The organism is Ferdinandcohnia sp. GQ5, from assembly GCF_059759275.1.
Window position 1 is genome coordinate 86,155 of sequence record NZ_JCAXEW010000011.1, and the last position, 19,034, is coordinate 105,188.

Annotated in this window: 15 protein-coding genes; 12 read left to right on the forward strand and 3 right to left on the reverse strand. The window is 38.2% G+C overall.

Annotated elements, in window-relative coordinates:
* Positions 1 to 70 precede the first annotated feature (70 nt).
* The 3 genes from AC6CHV_RS14685 to AC6CHV_RS14695 all read left to right on the forward strand — a co-directional run bounded on the left by AC6CHV_RS14685 (position 71) and on the right by AC6CHV_RS14695 (position 2,725).
* A complete protein-coding gene (locus AC6CHV_RS14685; RefSeq protein ID WP_341332199.1) occupies positions 71 to 889 on the forward strand; it encodes an NAD-dependent epimerase/dehydratase family protein in 819 nt (272 codons plus the stop codon).
* 391 nt (positions 890 to 1,280) lie between these two features.
* Positions 1,281 to 1,823 carry an ElyC/SanA/YdcF family protein gene (locus AC6CHV_RS14690; RefSeq protein WP_498079104.1) on the forward strand — a complete coding sequence of 181 codons (543 nt, stop codon included), beginning with the start codon at positions 1,281 to 1,283 and terminating at the stop codon, positions 1,821 to 1,823.
* A 185-nt stretch (positions 1,824 to 2,008) separates the two neighbouring features.
* Positions 2,009 to 2,725, forward strand: a complete 717-nt coding sequence (locus AC6CHV_RS14695) for a polysaccharide deacetylase family protein (RefSeq protein ID WP_498079105.1) — start codon at positions 2,009 to 2,011, stop codon at positions 2,723 to 2,725.
* Positions 2,726 to 2,780: 55 nt separating this feature from the next.
* Here AC6CHV_RS14695 and AC6CHV_RS14700 read toward each other — a convergent pair whose 3' ends face one another.
* The 3 genes from AC6CHV_RS14700 to AC6CHV_RS14710 form a co-directional block, all read right to left on the reverse strand.
* Entirely contained in the window at positions 2,781 to 4,100 is a 1,320-nt protein-coding gene (locus AC6CHV_RS14700) for a (Fe-S)-binding protein (protein ID WP_341332197.1), read from the reverse strand.
* On the reverse strand, positions 4,097 to 5,509 hold the full coding sequence (glcD, locus tag AC6CHV_RS14705) for a glycolate oxidase subunit GlcD (RefSeq protein WP_498079106.1): 1,413 nt from the start codon (positions 5,507 to 5,509) through the stop codon (positions 4,097 to 4,099). The genes AC6CHV_RS14700 and glcD overlap by 4 nt, the downstream gene beginning before the upstream one ends.
* Before the next feature lie 88 nt (positions 5,510 to 5,597).
* Positions 5,598 to 6,707: a CdaR family transcriptional regulator gene (locus tag AC6CHV_RS14710; RefSeq protein WP_341332195.1), complete on the reverse strand. Its 1,110-nt coding sequence runs from the start codon at positions 6,705 to 6,707 to the stop codon at positions 5,598 to 5,600.
* A gap of 477 nt (positions 6,708 to 7,184) precedes the next feature.
* Between AC6CHV_RS14710 and mnmH the strand changes: the two genes are divergently transcribed.
* From mnmH to AC6CHV_RS14755, 9 genes are all read left to right on the forward strand, one after another.
* Positions 7,185 to 8,249 (forward strand): tRNA 2-selenouridine(34) synthase MnmH, encoded by a 1,065-nt coding sequence (mnmH, locus tag AC6CHV_RS14715; RefSeq protein WP_341332194.1) that lies wholly within the window; start codon positions 7,185 to 7,187, stop codon positions 8,247 to 8,249.
* A 168-nt stretch (positions 8,250 to 8,417) separates the two neighbouring features.
* Positions 8,418 to 9,602, forward strand: coding sequence for a DUF5667 domain-containing protein (locus tag AC6CHV_RS14720; protein ID WP_341332193.1), 1,185 nt, complete (start codon positions 8,418 to 8,420; stop codon positions 9,600 to 9,602).
* 299 nt (positions 9,603 to 9,901) lie between these two features.
* Positions 9,902 to 11,272 carry an FAD-dependent oxidoreductase gene (locus tag AC6CHV_RS14725; protein WP_498079107.1) on the forward strand — a complete coding sequence of 457 codons (1,371 nt, stop codon included), beginning with the start codon at positions 9,902 to 9,904 and terminating at the stop codon, positions 11,270 to 11,272.
* A 30-nt stretch (positions 11,273 to 11,302) separates the two neighbouring features.
* Complete coding sequence (gene preA, locus AC6CHV_RS14730; RefSeq protein WP_498079108.1) at positions 11,303 to 12,586, forward strand: NAD-dependent dihydropyrimidine dehydrogenase subunit PreA; 1,284 nt, start codon at positions 11,303 to 11,305, stop codon at positions 12,584 to 12,586.
* A gap of 31 nt (positions 12,587 to 12,617) precedes the next feature.
* Positions 12,618 to 14,036 (forward strand): dihydropyrimidinase, encoded by a 1,419-nt coding sequence (hydA, locus tag AC6CHV_RS14735; protein WP_498079109.1) that lies wholly within the window; start codon positions 12,618 to 12,620, stop codon positions 14,034 to 14,036.
* A gap of 118 nt (positions 14,037 to 14,154) precedes the next feature.
* A complete protein-coding gene (locus AC6CHV_RS14740; RefSeq protein WP_498079110.1) occupies positions 14,155 to 15,630 on the forward strand; it encodes a cytosine permease in 1,476 nt (491 codons plus the stop codon).
* A gap of 44 nt (positions 15,631 to 15,674) precedes the next feature.
* Positions 15,675 to 16,991: a solute carrier family 23 protein gene (locus AC6CHV_RS14745; RefSeq protein WP_121445228.1), complete on the forward strand. Its 1,317-nt coding sequence runs from the start codon at positions 15,675 to 15,677 to the stop codon at positions 16,989 to 16,991.
* Between the two features lie 33 nt (positions 16,992 to 17,024).
* Positions 17,025 to 17,237, forward strand: a complete 213-nt coding sequence (locus AC6CHV_RS14750) for a hypothetical protein (RefSeq protein WP_121445227.1) — start codon at positions 17,025 to 17,027, stop codon at positions 17,235 to 17,237.
* A 174-nt stretch (positions 17,238 to 17,411) separates the two neighbouring features.
* Positions 17,412 to 19,019: a PucR family transcriptional regulator ligand-binding domain-containing protein gene (locus AC6CHV_RS14755; RefSeq protein ID WP_498079111.1), complete on the forward strand. Its 1,608-nt coding sequence runs from the start codon at positions 17,412 to 17,414 to the stop codon at positions 19,017 to 19,019.
* Positions 19,020 to 19,034 lie beyond the last annotated feature (15 nt).

Below are 19,034 nucleotides of genomic sequence, written 5' to 3' on the forward strand. Positions count from 1 at the left end.
TTTTTGAGGTATGTTTTTTTCTAAAAAACAAATTTTAACAAGTAAGTCAAATCTAAAGGGGACCAATACAATGAAAAAGAAAATTGCCATCATCGGAGGGAATGGATTAATCGGTTCAATTCTGGAAGCAGGGCTTGGTGACAAGTACGACATCACTATTCTCGATAAAAAGGTAGACAACCATCCAAATCACGTCGAGGTAGATGCAACGGATTTTGAAGAACTGATTCATAAAATTCCTGCTGACTGTAATGCACTCGTTAACCTGTTGAATGTTAAAACGAAAAACGATTTTAAAGATGTTACTCAATTTCGCAAAAAGACTGAGATTCATTTCCTTGCATCTTTTTACATTTTTAGGGCGGCAATTGAGCTCGGGATAGCTAAGGTGGTCTATGCAAGCAGCAACCATGTAACTGATTTTTATGAGAATGGTGGAGTTTCAGTATTTGGTCGTGAAATTACTGTTGATGATTATCCCTACTCAAAATCATTATATGGCACTCTCAAATTGGCATCAGAAAATATCGGGCATATTTTGGCTTATGAGGAGGAAAACAATCTTTCTGTCATTAATTTGCGAATCGGTAGTGTCAGGCGTAATGAAGTGGAGGATTTACAAACTAATCCCCGGATAAACAAAACATTACTTAGTCACAAGGATGTGATTCAGTTATTTGATTTAGCCATTCAATCAACGGTAAAATTTGGGACATATTATGGGGTATCAGATAACAAGGACAAACCTTGGTCAACGGTTAATGCAACACGTGAGCTTGGATATGTTTCAAAGATGAATGCGCAGGACGTTTTAGAACAAGCTGATATCAAAATGGATAGTTCACAGCCATATTACGAAGATCTGGAAAATCAAAATTGGCTAAACTAAAATAAAGCTAAGGCACACCAAGTGTAGGATTTTACGAATGGTTTTATACTGCAAAGCTAGATAAAAGCATACGCAAATCTTTTTTACGTATGCTTTTATCGTTTTGTTCCTAAAAAACGATACACAAATGGATGGATTTTACAATTCCTATCACTTTTTGAATGATTACTTCCTTTTTTTGGATTTTACGAATGGTTTTATACTGCAAAGTTAGATAAAAGCATATGCATTATTTATTTACGTATGCTTTTATTGATTTTTTTCTTAAAATCGATACACAAGTGGTTAATTATTACATTTTTTATCTCTTTAGAAATTACTTCTACTACTAGAGTCCTTCATTCTCCTTTTGATATAATAATAGAATAACCTTGAAGGGGTTGTTACTAATTTGAAAAAGAGGAAAATGATGCTACTTTTTATTGGAATTTTACTCATTATTGGGGTTGTATATTTCGGAAGTATTCATTATAAGATATCTCAGTACGTGGATGCAGTTCCTCCCAAAAACGCCGATTATTTGATTATTCTTGGTGCCAAGGTGAATGGTGAAATTCCATCACTTGCGTTACAATACCGAATCGATGCGGCAGCCAAATATGCGAAGGAAAATAAGAACACAATCTTAATCGCTTCAGGTGGCATGGGGCCGGGTGAGGATATTACAGAAGCGGAAGCGATGAGAAGAAAGCTTTTGGAAACAGGGATTTCTACATCAAGAATATATCTTGAAGACCGCTCAACAAGTACTTATGAAAATATTAAATTCTCAAAAGAATTAATACCTGAGGATGCGAAGTTAGGGATTGTAGTGACAAATGATTATCATCTTTACCGTTCAGTCCAAATTGCCAAAGACGCTAAGTTGAAGGTCAAGGGACTACCGGCAAAAACTCCAAGAATTACTTTGGTAAAAGCATACGGTCGCGAGTAGTTGTCCGTAACAAAATATTATGTAGAAAAGTTTTTCTTTAAATAAAATAATCATGCATCACAAATGGCGAGGAGATAATCTCGTCATTTTTTTGTAGTAAAAGAATTCCATTGACTTGCCTAATAATTATCAAAAAAAATCCATAAACTACCCAATAAAGCTCAATGATAAAAGGGGGCACTTTTTTGGGAAGATGTATAGTAATGGTTGTTCTTTTCCTATTTTTAAATCATATACCTGCAGAGGCAACAGAGCGCTTTGACTTTGAAAAAACGGGTAAGGCTACCTGGGAAGTGAAGACAGATGAGAAGATGGTAGCCATCACATTTGACGATGGACCAAGTCCAGTTTACACACCACAAATTTTAGACGTTTTAGCAAAGCATAAAGCAAAAGCCACTTTTTTTGTTGTTGGAAAACATGCAATTAAACACCCCGAAATCATTCGTCGAGAAGTATTGGAGGGGCATGAAATTGCAAACCATACCTTTAATCATTCAAACATAGTACGTGATTCCCAAAAACTTGAAAATGAGATTGAAATAACCACCGACACTCTTAAGGAAATAACTGGATTTAGCCCAACTCTTTTTCGTCCAGTTGGTGGGAGTTACAATGACGTTATTATTAACACTGCAGCAGAAAATGGATACCATGTTGTGCTATGGTCTTGGCATCAAGACACGAAGGACTGGAAAAATCCAGGGGTTAGCAGGATCACGAAAAGGGTTATTTCAGGTGTAAAACCAGGGAACATCATTCTTTTTCATGATTCAGGTGGAAATCGAACGCAAACCGTTCAAGCATTAGACCAAATACTCACAGAACTAGAGGAAGATGGATATGAATTTGTTACTGTATCAGAAATGCTGTTCCGGACCCAAATAAAACAAAGCAATTAGATATATATGTAAACCAAAGAATCGTCTAGGATTACCAAGACGATTCTTTTTTATCTTATTCAATGGATTCAAGTAATAAATCAACAATATGGACAGCACGGATTTGTTCCGACAAACCTTCCCGTTCGATGCCAAGTTTCATCTGTAGCAAACAACCGGGATTTGCTGTGACAATTGTTTTGGCTTGTGTATCTTTAACGTTTTTCATTTTTGAATCTAATATTTTCATCGACATTTCAGACTCTACAATATTATAGATGCCAGCAGAGCCGCAGCAGCTGTCCGCATTTTTCATTTCCATATAAGTTGCGCCATCAATAGATTGAAGTAGCGTTCTAGGCTCAGACGCCGTCTTCATTACATTTCGCAAATGGCATGAATCCTGGTAAGTGATAACTTGTGCAGGAAGGGAAAGATCTTTTTTATGAAACTCTAATTCTACCAAAACAGATGAAATATCTTTCAGCTTATTCGAAAAACTTTTCGCTCGTTCTGCCCACTGGGGGTCATCTTTTAGTAAGTGGTCATAATCGATTAAAAATGCACCGCAGCCGCCTGCATTTGTGATGATATAATCAGCTTCTATCTCTTCAAATGCCGCAATATTTTGTTTCGCCAGTTCCTTTGCTTTGTTTTTCTCGCCACTATGTCCATGTAAGGCCCCACAACAAGCCTGTGTTTTTGGGATGACAATCTCACAACCAGCCAATTGAAGAAGCTTCATGGTGGCATCATTTGTTTTCATAAACATCGTATCCATTAAACATCCTGTGAAAAAGGAGACCTTTTTCTTTCGTACACCAATTGGTTCAAGATGGTATGGCCTGTTCTTTAGTTCCTTTAAGGATGGCACTTCAGGAAGTACGCGTTCCATTGTCGCAAAGCTATCAGGTAAAAACTTCAAAAGACCACTTTTTTGAATCACTTTTTGCATGCCAGAGCGCTGGTAGACTCCAAGTAAACCTGTTAACGTACGCATCCTATTTTGATGAGGGAAGAGACCTTCAAAAACCGTACTTCTTACAGCTTTCACAGGTAGCGAATGCTTTTTATTTTGATGAACGATATCCCTTGCTTCTTCTAAAAGGTGCCCGTAATTGACGCCTGAAGGACAAACTGGTTCACAAGCTCGACAGCCCAAACACATATTTAGTGATTTTTCAAAGTCTTCATCAGGTTCAATAAGTCCGTCTACAACTGCCTTCATTAATGCAATTCTGCCCCTTGGTGAGTGAGATTCTTGATAGCCGGATTCAATATAGGTAGGGCAGGTAGGAAGACAGAACCCACAACGCATACAGTTTAATAATTCATTTTGGTCCATCCGTGATTGGAATTCTTTTTGGATTTTATGTTGCTCTTGAATCGTTGTCATTTTGAAACCACCACACGTTTTCTAGAATCCTTTGCAAACATTTTGCCTGGATTCATGATGTTGTTAGGATCAAGCCCCGTTTTAATCGCTTGCATCGCTGCAATCCCTGCAGCACCTAGCTTCATTTCAAGATAGGGTGCTTTCATTACGCCGACACCATGTTCACCCGTAATTGTACCGCCAAGCTCAATCGCCTTTTTAAAAATTTCTTCAAATGCCTTTTCAACGCGCTCAATTTCTTCACGGTCTCTAACATCTGTTAAGCAAGTAGGGTGTAGGTTTCCATCTCCGGCGTGTCCAAAGGTACAAATATTCAAGTCGTATTTTTTTGCGATTTCACCAATTGCATTTACCATGTTTGCAATTTCAGAACGTGGTACAGTTGCATCTTCCAAAATGGTAGTCGGTTTTAAGCGTGCAAGAGCAGAAAGTGCAGCCCGCCTTGCTGTACGTAAGGCTTCTGCTTCTTCCTCAGATTCCGCAGATTTCACAGATACTGCATTTTCTTCCTTACAAATCTCTTTGATTCTAGCAATATCTCGTTTTACTATTTCTGCAGGACCATCCTGTTCAATGAGAAGGACTGCTTTTGCATCGGTTGGAAGTCCGATTTTTGCGAAGGCTTCGACCGCTTCAAGAGTAGGTTGGTCAAGGAATTCTAAGGTAATTGGGATGATTTTACTTGCAATAATCTTTGAAACCGATTTTGCTGCCGACTCCAAATCCTGATAAAGGGCAAGAATTGTTTCTTTCGTTTCAGGCATTGGAATGAGCCTAAGCGTGGCTTCGGTAATGATACCAAGTGTGCCTTCTGAGCCGACAAAGAGGCGAGTGAGGTCATATCCAGCAACATCTTTTGCTAGCTTTCCTCCGGTTTTAATAATTTCACCATTCGCCAATACAGCCTCTAGCCCCATGACATAATCTCGTGTTACCCCATATTTAAGGCCACGCAAACCCCCGGAATTCTCATTGATATTGCCTCCAATTGTTGATATTTTCATCGAACCAGGATCTGGTGGATAAAATAAACCCTTCGCCTCTACAGCAGTTGTCACCTCCTGAGTAATTACCCCAGGTTGGACTGTGATTGTTAAATTCTCTTCATCAATTTCTAGTATCCTATTTAAATGTTTAAAAAGAAGGACTACTCCACCCTCAGTTGGACAAGTACCTGCACATAGATTTGTCCCTGAGCCGCGAGGGACAATTGGAATCTTGTATTCATTACAAACCTTGACGATTTCGGATATTTCCTCTTTGTTTCGAGGAGAAATCACTGCATCCGGCATCGACTGGAATTGTGGTGTCGCATCATACGAATACACAAGTCGACCTGTTTTTGAATCATCGTAATTTTCAGGTCCGACAATTTTAATAAATTGCTGTTTTGCTTTTGTATCAATCATGAGAACGCCTCCAAAAAATCTTCTTATGTATAAGCATAAAAAAAAGCGGATATTTCCGCTATGTAGAAATCCACAAATATTTGTGGCGTTAATCAAAAATTTTTATAGATTTATCCAAAAGTAATATCCCCAGATAAAGTGCTGCTAAATCTGTAAAGTTCTTTGGATGTAAGCCGGTGTGCTCTTCTATTTTATCAAAACGATAAGAAAGAGTGTTCACATGAATATGAAGAGACTCAGCAGTTTCTTTGATGGACTGATTATTTAAAATAAATTCAATTAACGTCTTAACTAGTGTTCGATCCTTATCTAAGAGCTTAATGATGGTACGTCTCACATATTCCGACTGCACATGTCCGCTAGTTTCATGAACAAGCATTTCTAAAATGAGTTCTTCATCAAATTGTATAGAGTCATTCCGTTTTGCAACTTTAAGAGCGCGTTCAGCTTCCTCAAAAGATCTTTTTAGTAAGGGTTCCTCGCTCCCAACTCCAAACGATATCTTTACAGTAAAACTATCTTCTAAATTTCTTTTAATTAATTGAAGAATGTTTTGTGTTTGCTCTTTTGAACGGTCAGTTAAAAGGAGTAGGAAACGTTCATTTCCCCATCTGACAAAAATTTCATTCTCTGTTAAAAATGGACTTTGTTGCAGGTGATTGGATATATCCCGGAGTGGAATTTCTGTTTCACTCTTAATGAAGCCCATTACCACTTGACGTTTAAGATTAAGATCAATATTCAAATGCTCTGCACGCTTAACAAACTCTGGGGTTTTTTCATTAATGTGAAGCCAATCAAACACAAAGGTTTCAAGTGCTCGAGACTCTAATTCCATTTGCTCAGCATAATAGCTCTCTTGGATTAAGAGCTCCGTCATTTTTTTCAAGAGCTCCCCGTATGAGGATACTTTTTCAGGGTTTCCGGTTATACCGATTACCCCAACAACATTGTGCTGATAAAGAATGGGTAAATTGATGCCTGCCTTTACCCCTTTTAGGTGATTTTCCAAGTCTTTTGTGATGATCATTTTCTTTTGTTCCCTACTTGAAAGGAGGGCACCTTCGTGAAAACTTCCGATTCGACTTGAATCCGTACTTGCAATAATCGTTCCCGAAATATCTACGATAATAATATCTTCATCAATTAATCTACGTACTTCTTTAATAATTTTTTTAGCAAGGGATGGTATAAGCATAAAGATTCCTCCGAAATCAATCATTATATTCATTCTATCATTTCAAAAAAATAATGTAATTGCATCTTTAAAGCTAAAGAAGTTATTCTGTTTTATAATAGGAGAGAGAGAATGTGGAAATAGTGTAGATAGACACTTTGGAAGGGATGTTCAAATAGTCCGGTGAAAATTGACACTTCGATAGAGGAACTTCGACTAACTACCGACACGTCCTGTGTCGAACTTCGAAGTCACCACATCCTGTGGAAGCTCGTTGGCTTGTTTTTTCCGTTCCTTGGAAAAGAAAACCACTTTTACGGCGTTCAAAATCGTCTGCTCACGTATCAGTAACATATTCCACTACTCAAAACTGCGCCGCCTCGAACTTTCGACGCACAGGATGTGCTAGTGTCGGCGTCGCCACAGGACGTGGCGCCATCGCTGAAGTGGTCCTTTTCAACCTCCAATTTGAACATATAATAGAAGGGAAGAAAATAGATGTTTCAAGATATTTCTGTTGATGAATTACGGGAATTACAGAAGGAGAAACCGATAGCCATTGTTGATGTGCGTTCCCCTTCTGAATTTACTGAATCGAATATACCTGGTAGTGTAAATATCCCCATTTTTACGGATGAAGAACGTGCAGAAATTGGAACAGTTTACAAACAAATCAGTCCAGACGCAGCTAAGGAAAAAGGACTTGAAATTGTTTCTGCCAAGCTTCCTAATTTTATAAAAGAGTTTTCGAAACTCCCTGAAGATGAAAAGGTTGTTTACTGTTGGCGCGGAGGAATGCGTAGTAAAACATCAGCAACCCTTATTGATTTAATGGGAATCAGCTCGAAAAGACTTATTGGGGGAATTCGCGGGTATCGAGAATGGGTGGTAGAAAAACTAGAAGAGGTTGCCACCGATTTTAAACCAAAGGCCTTGGTCATTAATGGATACACAGGCTCCGGGAAAACAAAAATTTTAAATGAGCTTCAAGGTAAAGGATATCCTGTTCTTGATTTAGAAGGGATGGCAAACCATCGTGGTTCGGTTTTTGGGATGATTGGGAAGCAGCCACATAACCAAAAAGTGTTTGACTTGATGCTTGTAGAACGGATTCTGCAGATAAAAAAATCACCATATGTATTGTTGGAGGCAGAAAGCAAACGTGTTGGACGTGCGACTCTACCTGACTTTTTACTGAAATTAAAGGAAGAAGGATACCATATTTTTGTTGACCTGCCGATGGAGGAGCGCGTGTTAAACATTTTAGAAGATTACCGTCCATGGGAGTTTCCAAACGATTGTATGGCTGCCTTCCAACGCATCAAAAGGAGAATTCATACTCCTATTGCAACACAAATCGAGAAAGATCTTGAATCCGGAGATTATCATTCAGCCGTGAAACTACTATTAGAATATTATTATGATCCAAGGTATCACTTCACAGCAGAACAAATACCAGAGGACCGAAGCAAAGTACTGCATGTGAAAAAAGTAGAAGAAGCTACCCAATTAATTAAAGAGCTTATTACAGAAAAAATGTTAAAGTCACCAACAAAGTCCTAATGGAGTAACTAAGACCTAGTGCCAATTGCACTAGGTCTTTTGGCAATCTTTTAACATTTCTATAGACTTATGAATCATCTATTACTTTTTATGTGATAAACGGACATATATTTGTCAGCTTTCGTCGAATTGCTTTTAACGTAATTTATAAATAGGGGGATCACATAAATGACGAAACGGGATTTCAAGAAAACGATTGTAAGTGGCACAGTAGCATCCGCACTTATTTTATCATTAGCAACACCAGCCGCTTTTGCAAATGAGGAAGGAACTGAGCAAGATACAGTTGTTGCGGAAGAAACGGTTGTAGAAGAAATTCCAGTAAACTATGGGGCTTCTAAAGAAGAGATTGTAGAAGAAAACGTTGGCGAAGAAGTGGCAGAGGAAGAAGCTACTGAAGATGTAGAATCAAATGAAAATGGAGAAAGCACTGAAAAAGAGTCAACTGAGGAGGAAGTTCAAGCTGAAGAAACACCATCTTTAGTACCTGGAGATTTCTTTTACTTTGTAAAACAAATGATTGAAAAAGTACGTCTTGCAGTAACAGTGGATGATTACAAGGAAGCAAAACTTCTAGCTGATTTCGCTGCAGAGCGTATCGCGGAAGCAAATGCATTATTAGTTGAAGGTAAAACAGAAGAAGCTGAAGAGTTACTTCAAAAAGCAATTGAAACTCAAGAAGCTGCAACTGAAACTCTACCAGAATCGGATGAGGTTTCTGACGAAGAAACAGAAGCTACAGAAAAAGATTCTGTTGAAGAAGAAAAAACAGAAGAAGATTCAGTAGTTACTGAAGAAGAAATAACTGTTGATTTAGATGAAGGCACAGAAGTTGAAGTGAAGCTTGCAAATAACATTGACGCATTAACGGCAGCACTAGCAAATGTTAAAAATCCAACTGCTCAAAAAGCGTTAATGAAAAATATTCAAAAATCATTTGCAAAATTAGATAAGAAGCTTGCAAAACTTGAGGGAAAGTCTGAAAAGTTTGAAGCTAAGCATAAAAATGAAGCGATCCAAAAAATAACTGAAGTACCAGTTGTTGAGGAAGAAGTAGCTGTTGAGCCAGTAGTAGTGGAAGAAACAACTGAAACAGATGTACAACCAGTAGTTGCTGCTCCAGTAGTAGAGAAGAAACAAGTAAAAGTAAATGAAAAGCGTGACCAAGCTCTTGAAAAGTCACAAGAGAAAAAACAACAAGCACAAGTTAATAAGACTGAAAAACAAAAAGAAGCAAAAGAACACAAAAATAATAATCATGCGAACAAAAACAATGGCCAAAGCAAAGGTAACAACGGTAAAGGTCAAGGCAATGGTAACAGCCAAGGCAAAAACGGAAACGGACAAAACTAATATGTAACGAATTATTTATTCAAGGGAAGAAATCAAATCGATTTCTTCCTTTTTGTCTTTTACATTATGAGTAGAAAACAACTTTTATCTTTTAACACTCTGTATAATGCAATCATACTAGGTAATAAGTAAAATAGACATAAAGTTCGTATTTTTCGGACAACTGCTCTAGCTTAGTCATAAATAAGGGCAGTTAATACTATTATTTATTGAAAACGCTTTCTATCTATAGGTTTATTTAGTTGCAATGTTGTGGCTTTAAGATATTGCAACTTCCACTATATAAAGGAGGTAAATCTATGAGTCTTTCAAACACAAGAATATCCTATCAGAATTTAAAAATGAATTTCAATGAAGTGAACCCTGGATTAACTGACCGCGAAGCCATTGAAGAATCGAATCGTTGCCTTTATTGCTATGACGCCCCTTGTATTACTGCTTGCCCTACCGGTATTGATATCCCTACCTTTATTAAAAAAATCGCTTCTGGAAATATAAAAGGATCAGCAAAAACGATAATGAAATCAAATCCTATCGGTGCTAGTTGTGCTCGTGTTTGCCCAACAGAGGAACTTTGTGAAGGAGCATGTGTTTTAAATCGTTCTACAAAACCTATCATGATAGGTAACTTACAAAGATACGCGACAGACTGGGCTATACGAAATGAACAGGTACTATTCGAACCAGGAAAGAAAAATGGAAAAACAGTTGCAATTGTTGGGGGTGGTCCTGCTGGTCTTTCGGCAGCAAGAGAACTAGGATTACTCGGTTACGATGTTACTATTTTTGAGGCAGCGGAAAATGCTGGAGGTTTAAACACTTACGGAATTGTCTCATTTAGGCTTCCACAGAACATTTCATTCTGGGAGGTTAAGCAGGTAGAAAGCTTAGATGTAAAAATCCAAACCAATACTAGAGTTGGAGAGGATATTTCGGTAGATGAAATTCTTACTAACTTTGATGCTGTGATTCTAGCAATTGGGATGTCAAAAGTACCTTCACTTGGTATTGATGGTGAAGATTTGGATGGAGTATTTGATGCCATTGATTTTGTAATGGAAACCAAAACAAAGCCAATTTCGGACCGTTTCTTGGGTAAGAGGGTGGTAGTCATTGGTGCAGGAAATACAGCAATTGATGGAGCGACATGTTCAGTCCGATTAGGAGCTGAAAATGTAAAAATCTTATATAGAAGAACGGTTGAAGAGATGACTGCTTATGATTTTGAATATGAATTTGCCAAACAGGACGGTGTTGAATTTAGATGGCTAACAGCGCCTAAAAAAATTATTGGTGACGAACAAGGCCGTGTTAAAGCAATCGAATGCATCAAAATGGAGCTTGGTGAGCCGGGTAAAGATGGGCGGAGAAGTCCTATTCCAATTGAGGGCTCTGAGTTCATCTTAGAGGTCGATGCTGTAATTAAAGCCATTGGTCAAACAAGATATACAGGGCTGATTGAACAATTTGGTCTTGAGCATAAGGGTGGAGTTGTGAAAATCAATCCAGAAACCCTTCAAACATCCAATAAAAAGGTTTTTGCCTGTGGTGATGTGATTTTTGGAAAGGGGCAAGGGGAAGCAATGGTTGTCTCAGCCGCACAGCAAGGGAAGGATGCGGCATATGCGATTCACAAGGTCATTTTTGGTGCAGTATCTGAAATCGTGTAATAAATGAAAAGGTGAAAAGGAGGCATATCTATGGCAGATTTACGAATAAATTTAGCAGGTATAGAATCCCCTAATCCATTTTGGTTGGCTTCTGCTCCTCCAACAAATTCTGGTTACCAAGTGCAACGGGCATTTGATGCAGGCTGGGGTGGAGCAGTCTGGAAGACATTAGGCGACCCCATTTTAAATGTCACTTCCAGGTTTGGAGCTGTTAGTTTTAATGGGCAACGAGTAGCAGGTTTTAACAATATTGAATTAATTTCTGATCGTCCATTAGAGGTGAATCTAAAAGAAATTAAAGAAACGAAAAAGCTTTTTCCGAACCATACAATCATTGCCTCACTCATGGTTGAACCAAAACAAGAAAAGTGGCATGAAATCGTAAAGAGAGTTGAAGAAGTAGGTGTAGATGGACTAGAACTCAATTTTGGATGTCCACATGGTATGGCAGAAAGAGGAATGGGTTCTGCATCTGGTCAGGTACCTTCTTTGGTAGAACAACAAACCTATTGGGTAAAAGAAGTTGCACAAACACCGGTTATCGTGAAACTTACTCCTAATATAACAGATATCACGGCAACTGCAGAAGCTGCTACTAGAGGAGGAGCCGATGCCATCAGTATGATAAATACAATTAATAGTTTAGCTGGAGTTGATTTAGATACGTGGAATACGATTCCACATGTCGGGGGGAAAGGTGCGCATGGTGGATATTGTGGTCCAGCTGTAAAGCCTATTGCTCTTAATATGGTTGCCGAATGCGCAAGAAGTCCCCATATCAACATTCCAATATCAGGAATTGGTGGAATCTCAACTTGGCAGGATGCAGTTGAATATATGTTGATGGGAGCCTCTGGGGTTCAGGTGTGTACTGCCGCTATGCATCATGGCTTTAGGATTGTTGAGGACATGATTGAAGGGTTAGATAACTATCTGGAACAAAAAGGGATTGCTTCTGTAATGGATATAGTCGGAAAAACGGTGCCGAGATATTCTGACTGGGGTGACCTTGACCTGAACTATAAAATTGTAGCTCGGATTAATAATGATGTTTGTATCAACTGTAATAAATGTCATATTGCATGTGAAGATACATCCCATCAATGTATCGACATGCTTAAAGATGGAAATGGCTACAACATTTTAAAAGTAAGAGAGGAAGATTGTGTCGGCTGTAATTTATGCTCAATTGTTTGTCCTGTTGATGGGGCAATTGATATGGTTGAAGTCCCAAGTGGATTACCTCCTATGACTTGGAATGAGCGTCAGGCGGCACTTGGTGCAGTTAGTTGTAAAATTGACTCTGTAAAATAAAAGCTATTTCGTTCTTTGAGGGGGACTTTGGATGAAAAAAGTAATCAAGAATGGAACAATTGTAACAGCAACAGATACGTATCAAGCAGAAATTCTTGTGGAAAATGGTGTGATTAGTCAAATTGGGAGAAATTTCTCGACTGAAGGTGCAGATGTAGTTGATGCAAATGGATGCTATGTTTTTCCAGGCGGAATTGATCCGCATACTCATCTAGAAATGCCGTTCGGAGGAACAGTCTCTAAAGATGATTTTGAAACTGGAACAATTGCAGCTGCCTTTGGAGGAACAACGACGGTTATTGATTTTTGCTTATCGAATAAAGGGGAACCTCTAAAGGATGCCATTCAAACATGGCATCAGAAGTCAAAAGGGAAAGCAGTAATTGATTACGGATTTCATCTCTCTATCGGAGAGGTAACGGATGCTGTCTTAAATGAGCTTCCATCCGTGATCGAAAATGAAGGAATCACATCCTTTAAAGTATTTATGGCGTACAAAAATGTGCTTCAGGCAGATGATGAAACTTTATTTAAAACTTTAGTTGTGGCAAAAGATTTAGGAGCACTGGTCATGGTTCATGCTGAAAATGGTGACGTCATTGACTATCTTGTTAAAAAGGCTTTAACTGAAGGAAAAACAGATCCAATCTATCATGCGTTAACAAGACCACAGGAAATCGAAGGGGAAGCTACAGAAAGGGCTGCGACCTTCGCAGGACTTGCAAATTCTCAACTTTATGTTGTTCATGTTACTTGTGCAGATGCAGTAAAAGCAATCACAGCAGCAAGAGAAAAAGGATTTGATGTGTGGGGAGAAACATGTCCCCAATACTTAGTACTTGATCAAACCTATTTAGAAAAGCCAGATTTTGAAGGAGCTAAGTACGTTTGGTCTCCTCCACTTCGAGAAAAGTGGAACCAAGAGGTGTTATGGAATGCACTGAGAACCGGACAACTTCAAACATTTGGATCAGATCAATGTTCGTTTGATTTTAAAGGACAAAAAGAGCTAGGGTTAGGTGACTTCTCGAAAATTCCTAATGGAGGTCCAATGATTGAGGACCGCTTAACAGTGCTTTTCTCAGAAGGTGTCAAAAAGGGAAGAATTTCACTTAATCAATTTGTCGATCTAACATCTACCAGAGTGGCTAAACTGTTTGGGTTGTACCCAAAGAAAGGCACGATTGCGGTTGGTGCTGATGCCGATCTTGTCATTTTTGATCCGAATATCGAGCGAACAATATCTGCCGAGACTCACCATATGGCAGTCGATTACAGTGCATTTGAGGGAATGAAATTTACCGGAGAACCATTATCCGTTCTTTCTAGAGGAGAATTTGTTATCCGTGATAAGAGGTTTGTTGGAAAATTAGGAGCAGGTCAATTTATTAAACGTTCAAAGTACGGAGAAAATTACGAAGTTGTAAAAGATAAAACGACTACAATTTAATTCCTGGGTTAAAGAGGAGGGAGTATAACTCCTTCCTCCATTTGAAATGAGGAAATGAGGTGAATATACGCTGATATAATTCAGAATATTTAAAATAATTTTCAGGAAGGGTGTTGGAATGAAAAAAAGCAGTAATTATCTGAAATCTCCAGATTTGTTTCCAATAGGGCATGGGGCTAGAAGGATAAGTGCGTTTGGTTTCTCCGTAATTTGGGTAGGCATGGCGATATTACTAGCGGCATTCGCAATTGGAGGAGACGGCATTAAGCATTTACCTCTTGGTTGGGTAATTGTTGCAACAATTATAGGTTCAGTGTTAATTGGTATTTTCATGACGTTTATTGGCGATATTGGAGTTGAGCATGGGCTCTCGTTTCCGGTCTATATGAGGGCTCCTTTTGGTACAATCGGAACTCATATACCTTCAATAGTACGTGGTGTAACAGCTTCTTGTTGGTTTGGTATAAATACCTATTTTGGTGCAACAGCTATGAATGCGATATTAAATACTCTCGTAGGGTTTGATAACTGGTTCGTCTGTTTTATATTATTTGCAGCCTTTCAGTTAGTAAACACTGCCCTTGGGATCAAAGCAATTGAGAGATTTGCAGATTTGGCTGCTCCAATCATCATTCTTATCTCGATATGGATGTTTATATCCCTTTCAGGGAAAGCAGCTGATCAAGGTAGAGATATTTGGACATGGGTTGAAAGTCCAGTTTCTGGCGGTACTGCAATAACTGCTTTTATGGTTGTCGTAATGGCAAACATGGGCTTTTGGGCAACGCTGGCTGCTGACATGCCCTCATTATCCAGGTTCTTTAAAGCCCCAAAGTATGAGAGGAACTGGTTAAAACGAAACAAGGCACAAATTGCAGGAAATGTAGTTGTTATGCCACTTGTTAACTTATTTATGATTATCATTGGTGCAGTTGCATACGTTGCTGTATTAAATTATGACCCTGTTGTTGCATTGCAGGAAGCAGCAGGAGGAATTGTACTCGTTATCCTTTTATTAATGATTGTACTTGCACAATGGTCAACAAATACATCTGCTAATGTAATACCTGCTGCAACAATCTTTTCAAACGTGGGAGGGCCTAAATTTCCATTTTGGGCAGGGGTTATTACTGCAGGGATTGTAGGAATTGTTGTTCAGCCTTGGAATTTATTTGGGGTAATTATTCCAGCACTTTTAATAATAGGGGGAATTCTTTCAGCTATTGTAGGGATTTTATTTACTGATTATTACGTTTTAAGAAAGAGAAGGGTTAATGTTCCAGAACTTTATGAGAGTGAGGGGCAGTACAGGTATTCAAATGGAGTCAACTGGGCTGGTATGATCGCTTGGGTAATCGGAGGAACTGCCGCTTATTTCTTTTCTGCTTACTCTTTCTTTGTAGGCTTTGGCGTAGGAGCAGTTATTTACTATGTATTAGCGAAATATTGGTATTTTCAAAAGTTTACTCAAGCAGAAATTGTTGACCCAGACGATGAGAAATACTTAGGAATTACAGTAGGACGTGATTGGGAAATCTCTGAGAATGAAATCGTTGATGTCATTAATAAAACAACTGTTGACTTAAAGAGATAGGTTTAAACAATTCCAACAATAGCAAAAGCAAAGGGGGATTTGGTATGAGCAGTGAAGATTCGAAGGTTGTTTTGGGGATAAACGAGACACCGCCACCAGGTAAGTTTTTGATTTTAAGCATCCAGCATTTGTTTGCCATGTTTGGTGCAACCATCTTAGTTCCGTATCTCGTTGGCTTGAGTCCAGGTGTAGCCCTTATTTCAAGTGGAATTGGGACACTCACTTTTCTGATTATAACCAAAGGTCAAGTTCCAGCATATGTTGGTTCGTCATTTGCATTTATTGCCCCGATCATTGCGGCAACAGCAGCAGATGGTCCTGGTGCAGCAATGATTGGAAGTTTTCTAGCCGGTCTAGTCTATGGGATTGTTGCTTTAGTTATTAAAGCTACAGGCCATAAATGGCTAGTTAAATTACTTCCACCAGTAGTTGTTGGGCCAGTTATTATCGTAATTGGACTTAGCCTTGCACCGACAGCAGTTGGTATGGCAATGAATAACCCAAATGGTGAATATAGTCTCCTTCATTTTACAGTTGCATTAGTGACCTTAGCGATTGTTATTTTAAGCTCCATTTTCCTTAAAGGCTTTTTAAATTTAATTCCCGTTTTAATTGGAATAGTTGGAGGATATATTTATGCTGCCATTGTCGGCTTAGTGGATTTATCCGGTGTTAAGATTGCAAAAATTTTCGAAGTACCTGATTTTCTTTTTCCATTTGTTCATTATTCTCCCACTGTAACCCTAAGTATTATTGCACTCATGGTACCTGTTTCAATTGTCACATTATCTGAACATATTGGACACCAAATGGTGTTAAGTAAAGTCGTTCAAAAAGATCTCATTCAAAGGCCAGGTTTACATCGTTCGATAATGGGAGACGGTCTTGCCACAATGCTAGCAGCATTAATGGGAGGTCCGCCGAATACGACATACGGTGAAAATATTGGTGTATTGGCCATTACGAGAGTGTTTAGTGTCTTTGTTATCGGCGGGGCAGCAGTGTTTGCGATACTATTTGGGTTTATCGGTAAAATTACAGCTCTCATTAGCTCAATACCAACAGCAGTAATGGGTGGCATATCTCTCCTTTTATTTGGGATTATCGCTGCATCTGGATTACGGATGCTTGTTGATAGTAAAGTAGATTTGGGTGATAAGCGTAACCTCATTATTTCATCCGTTATTTTAGTTGTCGGAATCGGTGGAGCCATTATGAAGTTTTCAGCTAACTTCGAAATACATGGGATGGCACTTTCAGCTATTTTGGGCGTGTTATTAAATTGGGCTCTACCTGGAGGGACTGTCGAAGAAGACACCAATATGTATGAGGCTGATATCGATAGAGAAACGACTGCATAGTACCTGAAACATTAAACAAAGGAGTGTCAGTACATGTCAGAGTATCAAGTATTTTTGCAAGAGAGAGACAAAGTGGATTATTTCCTTCAAAAAGGCTATAAAATCACTAATGTAATAGAAAACCTTAGCGGAGCGTTTGTAGATTTTGAGAAAGAAGATGAAAAAGAAACCTTACACATTATCACCCCAGAAGGTCGTAAGTATTTTGCGGTAATGCTTATTAAGCAACAAAAGGAAGGTGCATAATGTTTTTTTGTTCCAATATAAAAATAGTTGAAAGCCAGTACCAGTGGAAGGGTACTGGCTTTTTTGGGCCATTTAACAGGAAAGTATAAAAATATTTGGAAAAACACTCCTTTACTGACAAGTTATCGCGTATAATGGAACTAATCTGAAAATTCAATTTAGGAGAGCTGTAGATTGAAATCATATATTACAGTTGATGATATTTTAAGTCGAAAGAACTTTGAAAGTGTTAAAGTTATCGCAGGTAAAGAGGGACTCGGGCGACAAGTAAAATGGGTCCACGTTGTTGAAATTGTTAATATTAAGAATCTCTTAAATGGAAATGAATTAATTCTTTCAACCGGTGTTGCTTGGAGGGATAATAAGGAGAAATTTATCTCCGTCATTGAGCAATTAATTGATTCGCAGGCAGCAGGTATTTGTATTGAATTAGGAATATACACCTCATCGATCCCACCAGAAATCATTGAACTCGCAAACAAGTCCCAATTTCCAATAATCCTTTTTTTAAAGGAAGTACCTTTTGTTGAAATCACGCAAGATATTCATGGGCTACTTATTAACAGCCAATATCAAATGATTTCCAATCTTGAAAGTTACTCACAGGCATTAAATAAACGATTATTAACCATCGATCATTATGTTGAAATTCTTAAATTTATTAGAAGTTATCTCCAAGTCCAAGTAATTATCCTCTTTACGAACAGGGAAACTCAATTTATTCCAGAAGCTACCGAGCAAAAACGAAAGAAACTACTAGAAAACCTGCAATCCCATACTGAAGATTCGACTTATATAGCCAAAATTCCGATCCATTTGCTAGGTGAAAGCTATGCAGAACTTGCAATCATTTCGGAGGAAAGAGAGCTAACCGAATTTGATCAACTCATTCTGGATCGAACTGCAACTGCCCTTGCACAGCTTTTTCTTCGTAATCTTTATGTAGAGGAAAAACATAAAGTAGAAGAAACAGAATGGATCAATGATTGGTTGGAAGGTGAACAAAACGAAGAATCGATAAAAGACTATCTAGCTCTTACTTCAACTAGTAAACCAAAAGGAGCGGTTGTATGTATTTGTAAAATAGATTCCATTGAAGATTATTCCACAAGTGATTTAACTTATTTCAAAATGTTTACCCGTGCCGTTTTTGAACAACAGGGTTTTTCCCTTTACGTAGCAGATAAAAGAAACACAATTGTTTTTATCCTTCTCAATGAACGAAATCATGTGACGTGGAAAGCGAGAGTCCAAGATGGAATCCAAAGATTAATGGACTCTGAGTCACAACTAGGTAATGACAAAGTCAAACCGATACTTGGCGTTGGAAAATTTATAGAAGAGCTCACAGATCTACATAAAAGCTATCAAACTGCGATAGAAACAATTCGAATTCAAAACCGTATGTCGGTACCAGCCCAAAGCTATTTTTATGATGACTTACATATTTTTAGGCTTATTTCGTTACTTAACAGACATATCGATTTGCAGGAGGTTGTATTAGAGTATTTGGAGCCGGTAATCGAATATGATAAAAAATATAATGGAAAACTAATGGATACACTTAAAACCTATTTATCATGTAACGGCTCGAAACAAGAAACGGCAAAGCGTTTATTTGTAGTAAGGCAAACATTATATCACCGCATTCAAAAACTAGAAAAGCTACTAGGCTCAGACTTTATGAATCACGAAAAACGGCTCGCGATTGAATTTATGATTTTATCATATGAGTTTTTAATTTCATCAAATCAACTAAAAGAGAAAAAGCAAGTTTTATAGCCCACTAGAGTTAGT